Annotated in this window: 19 protein-coding genes and 2 pseudogenes; 16 read left to right on the forward strand and 5 right to left on the reverse strand. The window is 68.3% G+C overall.

Annotation, left to right across the window (positions count from 1 at the left end; all coding sequences use genetic code 11):
- Nucleotides 1–60: 60 nt before the first annotated feature.
- The 6 genes from HUV60_RS28595 to HUV60_RS28620 all read left to right on the forward strand — a co-directional run bounded on the left by HUV60_RS28595 (nucleotide 61) and on the right by HUV60_RS28620 (nucleotide 4,596).
- A complete protein-coding gene (locus HUV60_RS28595) occupies nucleotides 61–537 on the forward strand; it encodes a hypothetical protein (protein WP_257850052.1) in 477 nt (158 codons plus the stop codon).
- Nucleotides 538–1,042: 505 nt separating this feature from the next.
- Nucleotides 1,043–1,831, forward strand: a complete 789-nt coding sequence (locus HUV60_RS28600) for an IS5 family transposase (protein WP_257851805.1) — start codon at nucleotides 1,043–1,045, stop codon at nucleotides 1,829–1,831.
- Nucleotides 1,832–2,108: 277 nt separating this feature from the next.
- Nucleotides 2,109–2,741: a hypothetical protein gene (locus tag HUV60_RS28605; protein ID WP_257851804.1), complete on the forward strand. Its 633-nt coding sequence runs from the start codon at nucleotides 2,109–2,111 to the stop codon at nucleotides 2,739–2,741.
- 155 nt (nucleotides 2,742–2,896) lie between these two features.
- The gene (locus HUV60_RS28610) at nucleotides 2,897–3,238 is read left to right on the forward strand and encodes a hypothetical protein (protein ID WP_257850300.1); all 342 of its coding nucleotides are present in this window, start codon (nucleotides 2,897–2,899) and stop codon (nucleotides 3,236–3,238) included.
- Nucleotides 3,231–3,506, forward strand: coding sequence for a DUF7848 domain-containing protein (locus tag HUV60_RS28615; protein ID WP_257850054.1), 276 nt, complete (start codon nucleotides 3,231–3,233; stop codon nucleotides 3,504–3,506). Before HUV60_RS28610 ends, HUV60_RS28615 begins: the two co-directional genes overlap by 8 nt.
- Before the next feature lie 574 nt (nucleotides 3,507–4,080).
- Nucleotides 4,081–4,596: a hypothetical protein gene (locus tag HUV60_RS28620; RefSeq protein WP_269441247.1), complete on the forward strand. Its 516-nt coding sequence runs from the start codon at nucleotides 4,081–4,083 to the stop codon at nucleotides 4,594–4,596.
- A 185-nt stretch (nucleotides 4,597–4,781) separates the two neighbouring features.
- Here HUV60_RS28620 and HUV60_RS28625 read toward each other — a convergent pair whose 3' ends face one another.
- The gene (locus tag HUV60_RS28625) at nucleotides 4,782–5,486 is read right to left on the reverse strand and encodes a transposase (protein ID WP_257850056.1); all 705 of its coding nucleotides are present in this window, start codon (nucleotides 5,484–5,486) and stop codon (nucleotides 4,782–4,784) included.
- 362 nt (nucleotides 5,487–5,848) lie between these two features.
- Between HUV60_RS28625 and istA the strand changes: the two genes are divergently transcribed.
- Complete coding sequence (gene istA / locus HUV60_RS28630) at nucleotides 5,849–7,081, forward strand: IS21 family transposase (protein WP_443047441.1); 1,233 nt, start codon at nucleotides 5,849–5,851, stop codon at nucleotides 7,079–7,081.
- Nucleotides 7,078–7,569: pseudogene (locus tag HUV60_RS28635) on the forward strand (ATP-binding protein); the annotation flags it as partial. The gene istA and the pseudogene HUV60_RS28635, both read left to right, overlap by 4 nt.
- A gap of 36 nt (nucleotides 7,570–7,605) precedes the next feature.
- Here the strand turns inward: HUV60_RS28635 and HUV60_RS28640 are convergent.
- The 3 genes and pseudogenes from HUV60_RS28640 to HUV60_RS28650 form a co-directional block, all read right to left on the reverse strand.
- A pseudogene (locus tag HUV60_RS28640) lies at nucleotides 7,606–8,920 on the reverse strand (ISAs1 family transposase).
- 239 nt (nucleotides 8,921–9,159) lie between these two features.
- Nucleotides 9,160–9,405, reverse strand: coding sequence for a DUF7848 domain-containing protein (locus tag HUV60_RS28645; RefSeq protein ID WP_331462026.1), 246 nt, complete (start codon nucleotides 9,403–9,405; stop codon nucleotides 9,160–9,162).
- Complete coding sequence (locus HUV60_RS28650; RefSeq protein WP_443047443.1) at nucleotides 9,393–9,635, reverse strand: hypothetical protein; 243 nt, start codon at nucleotides 9,633–9,635, stop codon at nucleotides 9,393–9,395. Before HUV60_RS28650 ends, HUV60_RS28645 begins: the two co-directional genes overlap by 13 nt.
- Before the next feature lie 283 nt (nucleotides 9,636–9,918).
- Between HUV60_RS28650 and HUV60_RS28655 the strand changes: the two genes are divergently transcribed.
- From HUV60_RS28655 to HUV60_RS28665, 3 genes are all read left to right on the forward strand, one after another.
- Nucleotides 9,919–10,638, forward strand: a complete 720-nt coding sequence (locus tag HUV60_RS28655) for an XRE family transcriptional regulator (RefSeq protein ID WP_257850302.1) — start codon at nucleotides 9,919–9,921, stop codon at nucleotides 10,636–10,638.
- A 2-nt stretch (nucleotides 10,639–10,640) separates the two neighbouring features.
- The gene (locus HUV60_RS28660; protein WP_257850060.1) at nucleotides 10,641–11,111 is read left to right on the forward strand and encodes an NUDIX domain-containing protein; all 471 of its coding nucleotides are present in this window, start codon (nucleotides 10,641–10,643) and stop codon (nucleotides 11,109–11,111) included.
- 477 nt (nucleotides 11,112–11,588) lie between these two features.
- Nucleotides 11,589–12,110, forward strand: coding sequence for a hypothetical protein (locus tag HUV60_RS28665; protein ID WP_257850061.1), 522 nt, complete (start codon nucleotides 11,589–11,591; stop codon nucleotides 12,108–12,110).
- A gap of 32 nt (nucleotides 12,111–12,142) precedes the next feature.
- On the opposite strand, the gene HUV60_RS28670 is transcribed toward HUV60_RS28665, so the two are convergent.
- Nucleotides 12,143–13,309 (reverse strand): IS630 family transposase, encoded by a 1,167-nt coding sequence (locus HUV60_RS28670; RefSeq protein ID WP_257850062.1) that lies wholly within the window; start codon nucleotides 13,307–13,309, stop codon nucleotides 12,143–12,145.
- Nucleotides 13,310–13,396: 87 nt separating this feature from the next.
- Here HUV60_RS28670 and HUV60_RS28675 point away from each other — a divergent pair, with 87 nt between their 5' ends.
- The 5 genes from HUV60_RS28675 to HUV60_RS28695 all read left to right on the forward strand — a co-directional run bounded on the left by HUV60_RS28675 (nucleotide 13,397) and on the right by HUV60_RS28695 (nucleotide 17,813).
- On the forward strand, nucleotides 13,397–13,723 hold the full coding sequence (locus HUV60_RS28675) for a hypothetical protein (protein ID WP_257850063.1): 327 nt from the start codon (nucleotides 13,397–13,399) through the stop codon (nucleotides 13,721–13,723).
- Nucleotides 13,724–13,956: 233 nt separating this feature from the next.
- A complete protein-coding gene (locus HUV60_RS28680; protein ID WP_257850064.1) occupies nucleotides 13,957–14,616 on the forward strand; it encodes a vitamin K epoxide reductase family protein in 660 nt (219 codons plus the stop codon).
- A 116-nt stretch (nucleotides 14,617–14,732) separates the two neighbouring features.
- Nucleotides 14,733–16,088, forward strand: coding sequence for a replication-associated recombination protein A (locus tag HUV60_RS28685; protein WP_257850065.1), 1,356 nt, complete (start codon nucleotides 14,733–14,735; stop codon nucleotides 16,086–16,088).
- 330 nt (nucleotides 16,089–16,418) lie between these two features.
- A complete protein-coding gene (gene rpsD, locus HUV60_RS28690; RefSeq protein WP_257850066.1) occupies nucleotides 16,419–17,033 on the forward strand; it encodes a 30S ribosomal protein S4 in 615 nt (204 codons plus the stop codon).
- Between the two features lie 306 nt (nucleotides 17,034–17,339).
- A complete protein-coding gene (locus tag HUV60_RS28695; protein ID WP_257850067.1) occupies nucleotides 17,340–17,813 on the forward strand; it encodes a DUF948 domain-containing protein in 474 nt (157 codons plus the stop codon).
- Nucleotide 17,814 lies beyond the last annotated feature (1 nt).

Consider the following 17,814-nt stretch of genomic DNA (forward strand, 5'->3'; position numbering starts at 1 on the left):
CCGCGCCGGACACCGATCCTCCCGGACAGGCCCGCCTGACGTGGGCGCTAGCATTGCGCCATGGGCCGGGGCAAACAGCGCAGCAGGGTCACGAACCCACGCTGGCAGTGGCCGTCCGGCGACGAAGAGGCGCCGGAGCTGGCCGACTTCAAGAACGTCTGCTTCGAGGTCGCTCGCCAAACCGGTGGGCACGTCGAGTCGGCGTCCGACGGTCGCTTCCCGCCCAACTTCCACCACGTGGTGATCACTTTCCGTGATCGCCGGGTGGCGGTCCTGTGCCATCAGGCCCTGGCGCTGCTCGCCCTGGCGACCCCTCCCGTCGAGTCGTCGATCTGGCCGCTTTCTTTCGTCGACGACCCCGCCATTGGACCGACCATCGCGGCCCTGTTGCGGGTTCGCCTGCTGACGGCGGCCGAGCTGGAACTGGACTGGTCACGGGCGGCCACCCACCCGCCGGCGGAGGTGGCCCACGAGGAGGATCTGAAGTACTGGCGGCCTGGATCTGTCGGTGACGTGATCTTCAACATGTGGGACTGACCAGTGCCGGTCGGCAGGTGTGTCCGGGAGAATCGGCGCCCGGCGCGGTGCAGGGCAAGGCGCAGGATCGGCCGCGGAGTGGCGCGTTACGTCACACAACAGGGCCAGCGTTGCTTGATGCGGCACTCGTCAGATGTCGGGGGCGGCGAGGTGGAGTCGGCAGGCGCAGTCGAGGGCGTCTGCGGTTCAGGGTGCCTGTGGCGCTGCCGGTGGGCAGCATGGAGTTCCCAGAGGGCGTTCATCCAGATTTTCTCCTGAATGCGGCTTTCATCGCTGCCCTAATTTGGGGCCTTTGATCGCGTGCGCAACATTTACACTGCATCCGACAGGGAGGGGCGGTGTCCATCTCATCCGCTTCCATGCCCGGAAGTACGTCTGATTTGAGAATGCTCCAGACTCTCCTAACGATCGGCGGAACGCTGCCTTCCGAGCATCGATGTGATCGATCTTGGGCGTGAGTCAGCGCAAGCCATACCCCAGTGACCTGTCCGACGCCTGATGGGCCTTGATCGAGCCGACCTTGACGGCCTGGCGACAGGCCCGGCTCGACCGCCGGCCCACGGGTGCGCCGGCCAAAGTCGAACTGCGCGATGTGTTCAACGCGATCCTCTACGTGAACCGCACCGGAATCCCCTGGAAATACCTCCCCCACGACTTCCCGAGCCACGGCACCGCCTACTTCTACTACGCCGCCTGGCGCGACGAGGGAATATTCGAACAGCTCAACTACGACCTCGTCGGCCTCGCCCGGGTGAAGGATGGGCGCAAGCCCGAACCGACGGCCTCCGTGATCGACACCCAGAGCGTGAAGACCTCCTCCAACGTGCCTGTGACCAGCCAGGGAACGGATGCGGCGAAGAAGATCGTCGGCAGGAAGCGAGGCATCCTCACCGACACGATCGGGCTCCTCCTCGCCGTGACCGTCACCGCCGCGAGCCTCTCCGAGAACGCTGTAGGAATTCGCCTTCTCGACCGGGCCAAGGAGGCCTATCCGACCATCTCCAAAAGCTGGGTCGACACCGGCTTCAAGAACGCCGTCATCGAGCACGGAGCCAGCCTCGGAATCGACGTCGAAGTCGTCAACAGAAACCCAGGCGTTCGCGGATTTCACGTAGTCAAAAGGCGCTGGGTAGTGGAGCGAAGCATCGGATGGATCATGATGCACCGCCGCCTTGCCCGCGACTACGAGACGCTGCCCTCCAGCTCCAAAGCCATGATCCACATCGCCTCGATCGACAACCTCGCCAAGCGTATAACGGGCGAAGTCACACCCACCTGGCGAGGAACCTACTAGGAGATAAAGGGCAATTCATCTAGATCAAACGCCCTCTGACAGCTACAAGAGCGTCGCCTCCCAACTCCCTGGCCTTCTACGGGACGCCAACAGCGCGGTCGCCTACTACGACAATGGTGAGGAACACCGTCAGGCGCTTCTGGCCCGAGCTGAAGCCCTGCAACTGGCAGGGCGGTACCTGACTCAGGTCCGGCAGTACGACCTCGGCTACACCGCCCTGGCCGGGGCGATCACCGACGCCCGCCGTGCCGCAGACACCCTCACCGCAGCATCCGGCGTGATCGGCATGTGCTGGCTGCTTTTGCGCCAGGGCCGACTGGACGAGGCAGAAACCCTCGCCGCCCAGACCGCCGACATGATCGAGCCGAGGCTGTCCAGGGCCACCCCCGACGAATGCGCGGCGTGGGGCTGGCTGGCACTACGGGCTGCGGCTGCCGCAGGCCGCAACAACCGCCCGCAGGAGGCCCGCCACTACCACCGCGTGGCCACCACGGCGGCATCAGCGGTGGGACGGGAACACACCGGCTCGTTCTTCCGGCACTGGACGACTTTCGGTCCGCTGACCGTCGGTATGAAGGGCGTGGAGGACGCCATGGTCGTAGGGGACGCGCGGACCGTTGTCTGCAAGGCCGGCGAGGACGCACTGTCGCCGAAGGCGTGGAAGAGCACCGGGCGGCCGAGTGACGACAACTGGAACCGCCACCGCATGGACGTAGCACGCGCCCACGCCCGTACCGGCGACCTGACCGCGGCCATGGACGAGCTGACTGGAGTACGCCGAGCATCCCCCCAGTGGCTCCAGCATCAGCACGTGGCCGCCGAGACCATGCAGGAGATCCTGAAGAAGCGCAAGCGCACCCTCACCGCCGCGATGCGCGACATGGCCTCCTACCTGGGCGTCGTCGGATAGTCACCACGCAGCGCAGCACTTCGCACACCCTGTGTCGCAAACTGCCCTGGTCCATACATGGAGTGACGGTCAGTCAGCTCCTACGGTCACCGTGTCTCTATCAGCGACCCAGCCGGGGGTGCACGGTGACCAAACCCAGGAGCGACGTGGACCGCATGCGACGCAGGGAGCTGTACGACGCGGCAGCAGGCGTGGCCGGTCCCCGCTTACTCCCGTGGACCACCCCGGACGGGAACCCCTGCTACCTCAGCACCGACGGCAGGGGCTACCTGTCCACACTCGCCGACAGCATCGAAGCCGTCCAACTCGGCATGGGCGAAGAACTGCTGGAACACGCTCGCGAAGTCCTGGCGCCCGGCGCACGAGCCCTGTCGGCCACCGAGTATCGCTGGCTCGCCTTACGGCTGGCCGAAGCCCTCACCGACGCGCTCCGGGTGGCTGAATCGCGAGGACAGCGCATCCCCGACCCGCAGGAAGAGGCGGCCGAGCATGCCTGACCCGGCAACCACCGGCACGCCAGCCCGCAAGCGCTACCGCTTCCGCGAGTACCACGTGACCGCGGTCGTGGACCCTATGACCCTGCCCACCTTCGCGGCCGTCTGCGTTACCGGCGAAGACCAGGACTGCGGCGCTACCTCCGGCGAACTCCACGCCGAGGACGAACTGACCCGCTGGATCGCCGAGCACTGCGCCGGGACCGGCCACGACTTCTACCACCGGACCACCCGCGCCATCCTCCGGGCTGAACCCGGCGCCTGGCAGTAGCGGCCCTTCCGCCGCCCGTACGTCCTGACGGCAGTAGCGACGGCAACAACCACGGATTTCCACGCACAACCACGGACGCCAGCGGATCGCAAAACCAGCACTGACCAGCGAAGAAGCAGGTAGAGGGGTGTCGCGTAGCACACGTACTATGTACTCGCGGGCCAGACTCCGGTTCTCGTTCACAACTGCAATGCGAACGGCGAAGCCGAGGTCAGGATCCCCGAGTGGGCTACAGATGACGAGGCACAGCAGTTCGCGGACTACGTAGATGCAGCCAGTGACGCCATTGCCCAGGGGCAGATGTCACCCACGGGCCGGGTTTCTACTGCTGGTGCAATCAGGAGGGAGGCAGCTCGTGAGGCAGCGAGCGAGCGGCGCCGTGCGGCGGCGGCCGGCATCCCCTACTCCGGTGTTGCCGGGCATGCACCTGACGCGATGTGGCTGGGCCATGGAAAGCCGCCGACCTGGATCGATATGACGAAGCGGGTGAACAGCAGTCTTTCTGCCCAGGGGCAGCGCTGTCCCGTGGGGTGCAGTCCTAGGAGGTTCGTACTGGTGGATAATAGGGGCGGCGGTGTCTGACTGGTCGGCGCTTTTTGCGGAAATGGAAACGGCTAAGCGCAGGTTGGCGGTGAGTGACCGAGACGGGCTCTGGCGTCATGAGTCACGTCGACCTCCAGTCGTGTCGGAGCGGATCACAGAGATCGCTACGGTGACGCACTGCCCTGTGGACCCTGAGTATGCCGATTTCCTGCTGCATGCGGATGGTTGGCCAGCCATTTTGCAGGACATCGACCTCTTTGGGACAGCAGACTTCGGTACCGCCGCTTACGTGGAGGCCGAGGAACTGGTGCGTGTGATCGAGGATGAGGTGGAGATCGAGCGCGGAGAAAATTTCACCCGCTTGATTCCCATCGGTGCCTCACGGGCAGACATCGACATCCTCGTCATGCCGTGTGCGAGAGAGTCGAATCGACCGACCCCGGTTATCTGGCTTGCAGGCGGGGAAATCGAAAGGTATCGAACCTTCTCCGATTTTTTTCGTGGGATGATCGCCGAGAATCATGCGGAGGCGGACTCTCTGGCGTAAACCCGCCAGGCCTCGACCTGGATTCGTCTGTGGGCTGATCGGTTCGGCTGCTCCGGCGGCTTGCCCCGGTTTGTCCAGCCGGTTGGCGCGGGGGCCTTCGCATCCGCTGCGGGGGCGTCGGGTTCCACGGGCCCGAGGTGGTGCGGTCCTCTCCTCTCCGGGATCGTCGGGATGGTGTCCGGCCGTCAGGCGAGGGCGGGGAGCTGGGTGGCCCGCTGCCAGGCGGTGGTGAACTGGCGTGCCCAGGGCCAGGTTTGGTCCAGGTGCAGGGTGCGGCGGCGGACGTGGGTGCTGAGGCGGGCGGGCAGGTGGTAGAGCTTCATCCGGATTGTCTCCGGTTCGGCGGCGGCGAGTTCGGGCTCGTCGTGCAGGAGGAGGAGCCGCATCCAGGCATCGAGGTCGGCGGCGATCGTGGCGGCGAGCACCCAGGCCGTGTTGAGCTGCCAGGACTTGGACGGCATCAGGCCGAGCCCGACCCGCTTGATCGCCTTCACACGGTCCTCGACCTCGGCGTGGTCCCGGTAAAGGGCGTCGACGAACCAGGCCTGCCCGGAGCCGGGAACCCCGCAAAGCCCCTGGTGAGCGGGGATGTTGGTGGCAACGATCTGGTAGCGCCGGCCGGTCTGCTTCTCGAAGGCGGTCAACTTCTTCGCGTCGCGGCGCGAGGGCTTGACCCGCCGCACGATCAGCCGCGTCCCCTCCGGCCGGCCGGTCAGGTCGCGCAGGCCGGTGATCTCGGCGACCTGGTAGGAGATCCGGTCGCCGTCGGGCCCGGTGATCTCGTGCACGCGGCCGTCCTGCCGCAGCGCGGTGGTCCACACGCGCTCGGGCAGCAGCGCGATGGCCTGTTCGTCCACCTCGTTGATGGCCCAGCCGGTGACCCGTCGCACCCGGCGCCGACTTGTGGTCAGGGCCTGGAGGTGGTCGATGTCGGCGTACGGGCTCTGATGCAGGGGTCCGTACGGGCTGATGTACAGAGATCATCCGGCGTGTCCGTACGGTGCTCGGGGGTGATGGGAGGAGCCTGGCGCTGATCGTGTGCGGCGTTGAGGAGGGCTTGGGCGGGTGTTGCTGGAACCGGAGCGGTGGCTGGAGCTGCGGCGTTTCCGAGCTCTGCACGAGGCGGGCGCGACGATCTCCGAGATCGCCCGGGAGACCGGCCTGAACTGGCGGACGGTCAAGAAGTACCTGGAGAGCGACGGCCCTCCCGCCGGCGCCGGCGCCGGCTCCGCGTTCCGATCTGGGCAATCAGGTGATCAAGCCGTGGGCGCATGTCATCGATGCCTGGCTGCGGGCCGAGATCCTGTTGAAGGCCGCGGTCATCCATGAGCGCCTGGTTGAGCAGTACGGCTTCCCGCACCACTACCAGCGGGTGAAGATGTATGTGCGGCAGGCCCGTCCCAGGGTTGCGGAGGAGCTCGGTTTCACCCCGCGCGAGCTGGCGAAGCTGCATCGTCGCTTCGAGGTGGTTCCCGGGGCCCAGGCCCAGGTCGACTGGGGCGACGAGGGCAGGATCCTTACGCACATGGGCATCGAGAAGGTCTGTTCCTTCCACATGGTGCTGTCCTACTCCCGGGATCCGTTCTGCTGTTTCACCACCAGTCAGAACCCGGCCTCGTTCTTCGAGTGCCACCGCCGGGCGTTCGCGCACTTCGGCGGGGTGCCCGGGGTGATCGTCTACGACCGGACCAAGACCGTCGTACGCCGTCACGTCGCACCCGGCGAGGCCGTGCCCCTGCACCCGGAGGCCGTCGCGTTCGCCGGGCACTACGACTTCGACATCGACGTCCTGGCCGCCTACCGCCCGACCGGGAAGGGGCGGGTGGAGCGGCAGGTGCGGATCGTTCGTGATCATGTGCTGGCCGGGCGGTCCTTCTCCTCGATCGAGGACATGGACGGGGCGTTCATGGCCTGGGTGCCCAGGCGCCGGGCGGTGACGCACCGCACCCACGGCGAGGTGATCGGGGTGCGGGCCGAGCGGGACCGTGCCGCGCTGCGAGCCCTGCCCGCCAAGCCCTATATCGTCGCCGACCGCTTCCTTCGGCACGTCGCCAAGGACTGCCTGGTCGCCTTCGACGCCAACCTCTACTCGGTGCCCGCCACCAGGGTCCGCCACCGCCAGCTCGTCGAGGTGCGGGCCTCGGCCGCCACCGTCGCCTTGCACTCCACGGTCCCCGACGCACAGGGCATCACGCTGCTGGCCGTCCACTCCCGCGCGGTCGGCCGCGGCGCGAGGATCGTGGACGAGGACCACTGGAAGGCTCTGCCCGACGGGCATACCCGCGCCACCACCACCGACCCCGGCACCCCGAGCCCAAGGCCGGCCCGTCCGCCCGAGCAGGAACCGGGAGGGCTCATCTCGCTGCTGGCCCGGGCCCGCGCCGCGCAGGTCCACGTCGGGACCCGCCCGCTGGCCCTCTACGACCAGATCACCGGGACCCGCCCGTTCACCCCCACCCCTGTCGACCCCAAGGACATGCGTTGAGCGAGCTGGTCACCTCCCGGATCCGCACCACCGCCACCAAGCTCGGCCTGCCGCACCTCACCGAAGCCCTGGCCGAGCACGTCGGCCGGGCCGACGCAGGTCAGATGGCCTACCTCGACTTCCTCGACCTGGTCCTGGAAGAAGAACTCGCCGTCCGCGAAGAGCGCCGCTTCCGTCATGCCCTGCGAGTCTCCCGGCTGCCGCACCACAAGACCATCGAGGAGTACGACTTCTCCTACCAGCCCGAACTCGACCCGCGGAAGGTCAAGGACCTCGCCACCCTGGCGTTCGTCGAGGCCAGGTCCAACGTCGCTCTGCTCGGCCCGCCCGGGGTCGGCAAGACGCATATCGCTGTCGCGCTGGCGGTCGCCGCCTGCCGGGCCGGCTACACGATCTACTTCACCACCCTCGACGACATGGTCCGCCAGCTGAAGGCCGCCGACTCCATCGGCCGCCTGGCCAGCAAACTCCGCACCTACCTAAGGCCCCAGGGCCCCGGCGAGTGCCTGGATCGTCCGGTTTGATCATGTGATGCCGTAGAGGGCGAGGGTGAGGGCGAGGGCGAGGGCGCGGGGGCGTTCGGTGTGGGCTCGTCGTCCGGCGGCGGTGTTGATGTAACCCGCGAGCTTGAGTGTGCTGCGGATCAGGTCGCGGAGGGCTGCGAGTACGGCGGGCGTGTTGTGGGTCCTGACCTGGGACTTGTCCTCGTTGAAGGTGGCATCGCGGCACCAGTGGACGGTGTTTTCCGCGGTCCAGTGCCCGCGAGCCCAGGACGCGATCTCGGCGGCGTTCGCTTCCTCGGCGGGCAGGTCGGTGATCGCGTAGACGGTCTCGCTGGACCACTTCTTCGCCCCTGTAGAGGCGGCGTCTGCGCTGGATGCGCAGGACCTGGGCCGCGTGCGGGAAGAGCAGGCCGTCGACGGTGACGACCTGCACGAGCCGCTGCTCGTGTCGGCCGTGGCCCCGGGCGTCGTCACGGTGGATCACGGGGATCTTCTTCCAGGGCAGGGCGTGGAGCTGACGGGCTTGTGCGCGTTGGTTGTTCTTGATGGTCAGCAGGTAGTGAGCGCCGCGTTCGTGCAGGTAGGTGGCGTGGTCGCGTGGGGCATGGAGTGCATCGGCGGTGACGATCGTCCCCGCGAGATCTGCGTCGTCGATTCCGTCGAGGAGGGGTGCGAACTCGGGGATTTCGTTGGTCTTCGCGCCGATCTCGCGGGAGGCGAGCGTGACGCCGTCGCCGTGGCGGACGGCGGACAGGACGAAGACCCGGCTGCCGTCCGGGCGGCGGGCGCCGCGCAGGCACTTGCCGTCCACAGCGATCGCCCGCCGCCGGATGCGTACCGGATCGGCGTGGGCGGCTGTCCGGTGGGCCCGGCGCTGTTCGCGCTCGGTGCCGCCGTCGGGCATGACCGGTTCCGGCCGGCGGGGCCGTGGGGACAGCAGGGGCCGAAGGTAGCCATAGGCCGCCGCGCTGATCTCGCCGGGATCCAGGCGTCCCAGGACACTGCGCAGGGTCTTCTCGCTCGGCACCCGGTAGCGGCCGAGGAGCGGATGGTAGGGCAGGCCGAAGGCAGCCAGTTCCTCCGGCGTCGCGCGTCGGCACCACTCCGCCGCCGCGGTGATCGAGTCGTGTCCGGACGGGGTCATAGCGCAGACCATCAGGGCCAGCAGCGAGGAGAGCCGGTAGCGCACCCCGCGCGCCCCTCTCGGATCGGTGACCGACTCGAACTCGACGATCAGGTCACGGACTTGGTCCTTGGCGGCTCCCTCGCCGAGGGCTTCCAGGCGGGGCACCGCGCAAGCGGGGGCAGCGACAGGGGATGATGGAGGAACGAACACGGCACCTTCGTGGATCTTGAAGCGGAGAGAACTCCATGATCCACAGGTGCCGTGTTCACCTGCTTCCCGGGCCCACCCTCCAGATCAACACCCCAGAACAGGATGTTCCCGACACTCGCCGGGGCCCTGCCCGTCCCTGCCGGGGCTGATGAGGATGGGGGAGCCTCAATCGGTCACGCCTGGCAGGGACGGGGGTCGGGTGGGTCGGCCCGGTCCGGTGCGTGGGCCAGCGGGGCGGGTCACGTCTGGCGCCAGGTCCGCCAGGGGCGGGTGATGATCTCCCGGTAGGTGTGGTGGGACGGGTTCTGGCCGCAGTGGCGCAGGACCCAGTTCTGCGGTTCGGCGAAGTCCTCGCTTGTAGGTGAGGTCTCTCCGTCCACGGCGCACTGCATCGCGTACAGGACCGGCTCCGCGTCCGGCTCGCGGTCGGGCTGGAGCGTCCAGGTCTCGTAGCGCAGGACCGAGCGCGGGGTCACCGTCCCCACCTCCGGTTGGCCACCGCCACCTTGGCGCTCAGCTCCTCGGCCGGGGTCGGCGTACGTACGTCCTTGGGCGGTACGTCCCACTCCTGGCCACCGTGCGGTGGCCGAAGCTGCACGTACGGCCCCACATGCCCTATCACCACGCCCACCTTGCCGCTTCGCCGGTCGACCACCAGGGCGCCGGCATCGGGCGAGACGGTGTGCCCGTCGGCATCAGGGGTGGGGGCCGTCATCGTGACCACCCCGGCGAGGCGGCGCGGGGCCGGGCGTCCAGTCGCAGGGCGGGAACACGTGGGGTGGCGCTCATTCGCACGGTGACGCTCCTCGGCGGCGTTGATGCGTGCCCCTTGGGCCTGTTGGTGCCGCAGGGTTGGCACCGATCCTCACGCCGGTCACCGGGACGAAGGAACCTCCACCAAACCCCACTCCGGGACGTCCCGCACCGTGTAGAACGTCCCTGGTGCCGTCCTGAGATGTAGGGGGAGACTCGTGCCGAACGAGAGACTACGAGCCGTCATGGCAGCCGGAGGCTGGACGTACGCGACTCTTGCCCAGGAGGTCGAGGTCGACCCCAAGTCGGTCGAGCGCTGGGTGCACCTCGGACGTATCCCACGTCGTGCCACCGCCCTCCAGGCGGCCAAGGCCCTGGGAGAAGACGTGCACGCACTCTGGCCGGCGCTCCGCCAGGCCCGCCCCGCCCGCGCCATCAGCCCCGAACTGGTGGCGCTCTACGAACAGCGGGCCGACCTCCCCGTCTCGACGTTCACCGACCTGATGGCCCAGGCCCGAGAACGGATCGACATCCTCGTCTACGCGGCCGTCTTCCTCCACGAGGCGTACCCGCGACTGAACGAACTCCTCACCGAACGCGCCGCCGAAGGCTGCACCGTCCGCATCACGATCGGGGACCCCGACAGCGACAACGTCCAAGCCCGCGGCCAGGAGGAGCGGTTCGGCCACGGCATCGAATCCCGCTGCCGCCTCGCACTCATGCACTACAAGCCGCTCGCCGACACCCCCGGCATCGAAGTCCGCACCCACGCAACTACCCTCTACAACTCCTTCTACCGCGCCGACGACCAGCAACTCGTCAACGCACACGTCTGGGGCGTCAACGCCTACGCCGCCCCCGTATGGCATCTTCGCCGACACGAGGCAGGCGGCATGTTCGACACCTACGCCGACAGCTTCGACGCCGTGTGGACGGCGGCAACCCCCGTGCGAGAGGAAGGCTGACCGTGGCCCGCACCGAGTACTACGACGACCCCAACGCGCCCGAGCCGAACAGCATGGTCGTCGCCGCATCCGCCGTCGTCACCGACGACCACGGCCGCATCCTCCTCCAGCGCCGCCGCGACAACGACCTGTGGGCCCTGCCCGGAGGCGGCATGGACCTCACCGACTCCCTGCCAGGCACAGCCGTCCGTGAGGTCAAGGAAGAAACCGGCCTCGACGTCGAGATCACCGGCCTGGTTGGCACCTACACCGACCCGAAACACATCATCGCCTACACCGACGGTGAGGTCCGCCGCCAGTTCAACGTCTGCTTCACCGCCCGCATCACCGGCGGCCAACTGGCAATCTCCGACGAGTCCACCGAACTCCGGTTCGTGCCGCCGAAAGAGGTCGAGCAGTTGCCGATGCACCACACCCAACGACTCAGGCTTCAGCACTTCCTGGAACAGCGCGAGAAGCCGTACCTGGGCTGAGCCGTCTGACGGCAGTAGCGACGGCAACAACCCCGCACAACCACGGACACCCACGCACTTCACCGGACCAGCAAACTGCGCTTGACCTGCGAAAAATCAGGTCGAAGGTGTCGCGTAGCACACGTACCATGTGCTGGCGGGGGCTACGCCGGTCCTCGTTCACAACTGTGGTGGATCGCAACCCGGACACTCCGATCTTTGCAGGTGCGACCCGGAGAAGCCCCGCAGCGAGGTTGTCCTGGACGCGGACTCGTTCGAACAGGCCAGAAACCAGGCCCTGGACACCGTGGGGCCCATCGATACCGGTTCGTGGCAGCGTCGGCAGGGGACGATGGAGTCTGCGGTCGAAACATTCGGTAGGGATACCGGGTTCACCGCGACCAGTGGTGGGGAATACAGGTCGTTCCGCCTGGATACCGACGACCGAATCGGCCCGCACATCAATGTGATGACGGGTAAGGGTGCGGCGGTTCGAAAATGGGCGATAAGGTTCCCTGGCGGGAGCGGGGGTATTTCGACGTGGTTGAGGCGGAACGTATGACCGACGGTAGTTCTTATGGGAGTCATCCGGAATACCTTCCGGACTTCATGAATGACCCCCGTGACGATGACGGCCGACAGGTGATGAAGCTGGATCTCGCCGAGAACCGCGCGCTGGCGGCAGCGACGCTGAGCAGATTTCCGGCTGCTACCGGCGACGTGATCGACTTCGAGTCCGCTCCGTTCGAAGACCGACTCTGGTGGGACGATGAGGAGCACTGGACGAGGATGGCGGCGGAGCTGCTCTCCTCGTACGTACAGCGGGGTGAGCAGATCGCCGTCATCTGGGGCAACTATCTGATGCCGGCCGTGACCATGCCTGCGGATGTTGCGGTGCGACATGCGTGGGACATCCTGGACGCTGGGCCGCACTTCTGGATCCATCCGCTTGGCGGTTCGGTGCTCATCGAATGCCTAATGGATGGACAAGTGACGGTCGTGACGATTCCGTCAAGCTAAGTGGTCCGCGTCGTAAATCCTTCGGGGGTTGATCAGGCTGCGAGATGGGCGGAGGATTCTTCTGGGTGATCGGCGGTGTGCCGGTCGAGCCTGGCCAGGAGATCGTCCAGGTCGGAGGTGGTGAACTTCCACTGGAACGGCTGTGCCGTGGCGTTGTAACGGTCTTCGAAGGATCGGAGCCGGTCCCTGACCTGGGCAAGGTCGGTGAAGTCGTTGGGCGAGACGACCTTGCGCTGGACGACGGAGAAGTAGATCTCCACTTGGTTCAACCACGAAGCGTGGACCGGGGTGTGGACCATGACCGCGTTCGGGAACGCGCTGGTCAGCCGGTCGGCAGCCTTCTTGCCGCGGTGGGAGGAGCCGTTGTCGACGACCCAGAACACGCGTTTCGCGCTGGCGTACGGCTCCTGGGTCATGATCTGGGCGACCAGGTTCATGAACGGGTCGATGCCGGTCCTGGGTTCGGTGCGGCCGGACACTTTCGCGCGGTGCACGTCGTAGGCGGCCAGGTAGGCCAGGGCGCCGCCGCGCCCGTAGGTGTGGTTCACCCGCATCGCTCTGGCCTGGCCGGGGGCGAGGGTGGGGTGGCAGCGGCAGCGGGCCTGGACGGAGGTCTTCTCGTCCGCGCTGATCACGTACTCGTCCGCGCCGAGAGCCTTGCCCTGCCAGGTGCGGGCGTACAGATCGAGAACGCGCTCGGCCCTGGCACGGAAGTCGGGGTCGGTGATGAAGATCCAGGACTGGTACTGCCAGGGCTTGAGCGCGTCCTGCGTGAGCCAGCGCCGCACGGTGGAGGCGGAGATCGCGCCGGCGATGGCGCGGCCGACGACCTCGCGGGCCGGCTCCGGGGCCGACCAGCGCGAGAGAGGGGTGCCGCTCTCGGCGGGCAGTTGGCAGGCCAGGGCCTTGACCTGGGCTGTCTGCAGCGCGGTGAACGACGGCGGCCGCCCGGACCGCTCGCGGTCCCCCAGCCCGCCGAGACCGTGCTCGGCGAACCGGCCCGGCCAGCAGCGGACCGTGTCCAGGTGCAGGCCCGTCTCCCGGGCGATGCGCGCGTTGGAGCGTCCCCGTGCGGCATGCAGCACCACCTGCGCGCGGGTGCGTAACCGGTACTCGGTCTTGTGGCCGTAGGCCATCTTCTTCAGTCGCTCGCGCTCGGCGGCGCGCAGTGCTATCGGGCGTGCGGTGGCAACGGGCAAGGCAGGCAGGCCGATCGGGAGAAGTGAATCACGACAGGCCAGAGCCTGCCGTACCCGACGACCGGCCCCTCGGGCAGGATGGACGCCATGCCCACGCCTTCGGAACACACCCGGCTCTCGCTGGAGGGGCGCCTCGGCGAGCACGCCCGCACTGCCTGGCCGCAACTGGAGCAGTTGCACGTCCGCCACCGCGGCGCCTTCGCCTATGTGGAGGCCGAACTCGCCGACGGCGAACAGGTCAAGCTGATGCGACTGCGCTACACCGGCGCCGTCGGCAAGTGGGGCTTCGCCCTCTACTACGCCGGCAGCGACCGCTACGAAGACTCCCTGCTGCCCACCGGCAGCCCCACCGGCACCCCCGCAGACGCACTCGACTGCGCCTGCCGGCTCCACCTCACAGCCCCCGACATCTGACCAGACGCCAGCCACAGCACCGCCTCCGCCGTCAACCCCCGAAGGATTTACGACGCGGACCACTTAGGCTGGAGTGTATGTACGGCTGGGGCACACACTGCGGCCGAAACCGCACACCTGCGGGGACTGTTCGTACGTTCTTATGACCGGAGGACGGGGAACCCACAGCCACGTGCGGCACAATGGCCCTGCCCGAAGCAGGTCCACACTCTCCAAGTGACGGAATCGGCGTGATGAGCAAGACGACAGTGAAGGACGTTTCCACCGGGCCCGATCCCGCTCCGGGGCCCGCCGCCGGGCCGCCGCGTGAGGGCACCGGCCGTGCGTTCGCCCTGCTGCTGGTCATCACCGGCGCCGCCGGTGTCCTGGCCGCGTGGATCATCACCCTGGACAAGTTCAAACTGCTCGAGGCCAAGGTCAAGGGCGAGACCTTCGTTCCCGGCTGCAGCCTCAACCCGGTGGTCTCCTGCGGCAGCGTCATGGAGAGCGACCAGGCGAGCGTCTTCGGTTTCCCCAACCCGATGCTGGGCCTCGTGACCTACGGCATCGTCGTCTGCGTGGGCATGAGCCTGCTCGCCGGGGCACGCTTCCCGCGCTGGTACTGGCTCACCCTCAACGCGGGCACCCTCTTCGGCGTCGTCTTCTGCGCCTGGCTGATGATCCAGTCCCTGTACCGGATCAACGCCCTGTGCCTGTGGTGCTGCCTGGCCTGGGTCGCCACCATCATCATGTTCTGGTACGTCACGTCGTTCAACATCCGCAAGGGCTTCCTGCCCGCCCCCGGCTGGCTGAGGAGCTTCTTCGGCGAGTTCACCTGGGTCATGCCCGTGCTGCACATCGGCATCATCGGCATGCTGATCCTGACCCGCTGGTGGGAGTTCTGGACCAGTTGACCGCACCGGCCGCACCGCCCCCCCCGGGCCGCGGGAACCGCACAGGCCCCCGGAGCCGCGAGGACCGCACCGACCGCGCGAGCCGCGCTGTCGGTGCGGTCCTTTAGGGTTTCGGTGTGGAGCCCGACCTGTTCACCGCCGCAGCAGAAGAACGCCAGGAGAAGGACCCGACCGGCAGCCCCCTCGCCGTCCGGATGCGCCCGCGCACCCTCGACGAGGTGGTGGGCCAGCAGCATCTGCTGAAGCCGGGCTCACCCCTGCGCCGGCTGGTCGGCCAGGGTGCCTCCGGCCCCGCGGGCCCGTCCTCGGTGTTTCTGTGGGGACCGCCCGGCACCGGCAAGACGACCCTGGCCCACGTCGTCTCCAAGGCCACCGACCGGCGCTTCGTCGAACTGTCGGCGATCACCGCGGGCGTCAAGGAGGTCCGCACGGTCATCGACGGCGCCCGCCGCGCCTCGGGTGGGTACGGCAAGGAGACCGTCCTCTTCCTCGACGAGATCCACCGCTTCAGCAAGGCGCAGCAGGACTCCCTGCTCCCCGCGGTCGAGAACCGCTGGGTCACGCTGATCGCCGCGACCACCGAGAACCCCTACTTCTCGGTCATCTCCCCGCTGCTGTCCCGCTCGCTCCTGCTCACCCTCGAACCCCTCACCGACGACGACATCCGGGACCTGCTCCACCGCGCGCTCGGCGACGAGCGGGGTCTGAAGGGCGCCCTCACCCTCCCCGGGGACACCGGCTCCCACCTGGTGCGCATCGCCGGCGGGGACGCCCGCCGCGCCCTGACCGCCCTGGAGGCCGCCGCGGGGGCCGCACTGGACAAGGGGGAGACGGAGATCTCCCTGGCCACCCTGGAGGAGACGGTCGACCGGGCCGCAGTGAAGTACGACCGTTCCGGAGACCAGCACTACGACGTCGCCAGCGCCCTGATCAAGTCCATCCGCGGCTCCGACGTGGACGCCGCCCTGCACTACCTCGCCCGGATGATCGAGGCGGGTGAGGACCCCCGCTTCCTCGCCCGCCGCCTGATGATCTCCGCCAGCGAGGACATCGGCCTCGCCGATCCGAACGCCCTGCAGATCGCGGTCGCCGCCGCCCAGGCCGTCGCCATGATCGGCTTCCCGGAGGCGGCCCTCACCCTCAGCCACGCCACCATCGCCCTCGCCCTCGCCCCCAAGTCCAACGCGGCCACCACCGCGATCGGCGCCGCCCTCGACGACGTCCGCAAGGGGCTGGCCGGGCCCGTCCCGGCCCACCTGCGTGACGGGCACTACAAGGGCGCGGCCAAGCTGGGCCACGCCCAGGGGTACGTGTACCCGCACGACCTGTCCGAGGGCATAGCCCAGCAGCAGTACGCCCCGGACGCCCTCAAGGACCGCGCGTACTACGAACCCACCCGGCACGGCGCCGAGGCGCGGTACGCCGACGCGGTGGAGTGGACCAGGAAGCACCTCGGCCGGAAGCAGCCGTGAGCACCCTGTAGAATCTGCCGAAGCTGCGTCCCGCGTCCGGTACCCGCAAGGGAAACCGGCACCACCAGAGCGGGACATCCAGCCGGAGACCCCCGCCCTCCGGGGCAGGGAATCCAGGAGCGTCGCGCACCGTCGAACGGTGTCGCGGGCAGCCCACCACCACCCGGATTTCCGGGAGCGGCCGGTGGGCCACTCGCGTACTGCACGTATGTGCCCAGATCAGGGGAGCGGCTGCCCGGCAGGTCCGTCACGGACCCGCGGGGTTTCCCCGGCTGCGGATGCGACCTCCCTTAACCCTGGTGAGCCGACAACACGAAGGTGAAAGAGACAGTGGCTAATCAGCCCCGCCCCAAGGTCAAGAAGTCGCGTGCCCTGGGTATCGCGCTGACCCCGAAGGCCGTCAAGTACTTCGAGGCCCGCCCCTACCCGCCGGGTGAGCACGGCCGCGGCCGCAAGCAGAACTCGGACTACAAGGTCCGTCTGCTGGAGAAGCAGCGTCTGCGCGCCCAGTACGACGTCAGCGAGCGCCAGCTCGTCCGCGCGTACGAGCGTGCCGCCAAGACCTCGCTCAAGACCGGTGAAGCGCTCGTCATCGAGCTCGAGCGCCGTCTCGACGCCCTGGTCCTGCGTTCGGGCATCGCCCGCACGATCTACCAGGCCCGCCAGATGGTCACCCACGGCCACATCCAGGTCAACGGCAAGAAGGTCGACAAGCCCTCCTTCCGTGTCCGCCCGGACGACGTCGTGCAGGTCCGCGAGCGCAGCAAGGACAAGACGCTGTTCACGATCGCCCGCGAGGGTGGCTTCGCCCCCGACGGCGAGATCCCGCGCTACCTCCAGGTGAACCTCAAGTCCCTGGCGTTCCGCCTGGACCGTGAGCCGAACCGCAAGGAGATCCCGGTGATCTGCGACGAGCAGCTGGTCGTCGAGTACTACGCCCGCTGACCCCGGCAGGCACGCGGTACCTCAGCCCGCCGCTTCTCCCGCCCGTGAGGGCGGGAGAAGCGGCGGGCTGCTGCGTGGGCGCCCCGGCAGCCGCCTGTCGCACGGTCGTGCCCGGCCGGGCCGAAGCGGCCCGCCACGGCTCCGCCTCCCGGCCCCGTGCAGAGCCCGGCGGACCGCCTCGGCCCGGCCGGGCAGCGCTCCCGCGCCGGGCGGTAATCCGGTACGGAGTCCCGCCGGCGGCGCGATAGGCTCGGTCCACGATTCTCTCGATGTTCAGGCATGTTTCTCAGGGAGCAGGTGCGCACAGTGTCCGGTGGAGAGGTGGCCGGAATCCTGGTGGCCGTGTTCTGGGCGATCCTGGTCTCCTTCCTCGCCGTTGCGCTGGCGAGGCTGGCCCAGACGCTCCGGGCCACCACCAGGCTCGTGGCGGACGTGACCGACCAGGCCGTTCCGCTGCTGGCCGACGCCTCCACCGCGGTGCGCTCCGCACAGACCCAGATCGAGCGGGTCGACGCGATCGCCTCCGACGTCCAGGAGGTCACCTCCAACGCCTCCGCCCTGTCGACCACCGTCGCCTCCACCTTCGGGGGCCCGTTGGTCAAGGTCGCCGCTTTCGGCTACGGCGTGCGCCGGGCCGTCAGCGGCCGCAAGGAGGACGCGTCCGCCAGGCCGGCGTCCGACAGGACCGAGCCCGCGAAGGCGCCGGGCCGCACCGTGATCGTGGGCCGCACCGTCCCGGGCACGCGGCGGGCCAGGCGTACCCGGGGAAAGAAGGACTGAC

This window comes from Streptomyces sp. KMM 9044, from assembly GCF_024701375.2.
Lineage (GTDB): Bacteria > Actinomycetota > Actinomycetes > Streptomycetales > Streptomycetaceae > Streptomyces.

Excerpts from the sequence above, each read along its gene's own strand:
- HUV60_RS28615 (WP_257850054.1), top strand. The coding sequence starts at position 3,231 with ATGCCTGACCCGGCAACCACCGGCACGCCAGCCCGCAAGCGCTACCGC.
- HUV60_RS28675 (WP_257850063.1), top strand. The coding sequence starts at position 13,397 with ATGCCCACGCCTTCGGAACACACCCGGCTCTCGCTGGAGGGGCGCCTC.
- HUV60_RS28680 (WP_257850064.1), top strand. The coding sequence starts at position 13,957 with ATGAGCAAGACGACAGTGAAGGACGTTTCCACCGGGCCCGATCCCGCT.
- HUV60_RS28665 (WP_257850061.1), top strand. The coding sequence starts at position 11,589 with ATGGGCGATAAGGTTCCCTGGCGGGAGCGGGGGTATTTCGACGTGGTT.
- HUV60_RS28655 (WP_257850302.1), top strand. The coding sequence starts at position 9,919 with ATGGCAGCCGGAGGCTGGACGTACGCGACTCTTGCCCAGGAGGTCGAG.
- HUV60_RS28650 (WP_443047443.1), bottom strand. The coding sequence starts at position 9,635 with ATGACGGCCCCCACCCCTGATGCCGACGGGCACACCGTCTCGCCCGAT.
- HUV60_RS28595 (WP_257850052.1), top strand. The coding sequence starts at position 61 with ATGGGCCGGGGCAAACAGCGCAGCAGGGTCACGAACCCACGCTGGCAG.
- HUV60_RS28610 (WP_257850300.1), top strand. The coding sequence starts at position 2,897 with ATGCGACGCAGGGAGCTGTACGACGCGGCAGCAGGCGTGGCCGGTCCC.